The organism is Stenotrophomonas pictorum JCM 9942 (assembly GCF_001310775.1).
Lineage (GTDB): Bacteria > Pseudomonadota > Gammaproteobacteria > Xanthomonadales > Xanthomonadaceae > Stenotrophomonas > Stenotrophomonas pictorum.
On sequence record NZ_BAZI01000778.1, the window covers coordinates 1 to 615 of the forward strand.

Annotated in this window: 1 pseudogene; it reads left to right on the plus strand. The window is 65.5% G+C overall.

The annotated features are described in order from the left end of the window. Positions 1-598, plus strand: a pseudogene (locus JCM9942_RS18680) (IS5 family transposase); the annotation flags it as partial. Positions 599-615 lie beyond the last annotated feature (17 nt).

Genomic DNA, 615 nt, shown 5'->3' on the forward strand with positions numbered 1-615 from the left:
CACACGATCTACACGCGGATGAACCGGTGGGCCAAGGCCGGGTCCTGGATCGGGTCTTCGAGCGCATGCAGGCCGAACAGCTGGTCCGGGTGCGGCTGGAGGCGGTCAGCCTGGACAGTACGATCGTCAAGGTCCACCCGGACGGCACCGGCGCACGAAAAAAAACGGCCCGCAGGCCATCGGCCGCTCCCGCGGAGGCTGGACCACCAAAATTCATATGGCTGCCGCGGATTCCCGCTGCGCGTTAGCCTTCTCGCTTTCGCCGGGCCAGGCGGGCGATGCCCCAGCCGGTCGCGCCCTGCTGCATGCCCTGCCACCCCTGCCCGCGCGCTGCCATCTGGTCATGGATCGCGCCTACGAGGGCAATGAAACCCGGCAGCTCGCGCTGGATCTGGGCCTGGATCCGGTCGTGCCCCCGCATCCGCTGCGGGCCCAGCCATGGGCGTACAACACCGAGATCTACAAGCGCCGCAACGAAATCGAGCGCCTGTTCCGCCGTCTGAAAGGGTTCCGCCGCATCTTCAGCCGCTTCGACAAGCTCGACGTCATGTTCGCGGCCTTCATCCACTTCGCACTGATCGTCGAATCGTTGCGATAGTGTTAACAGGCCCTAGT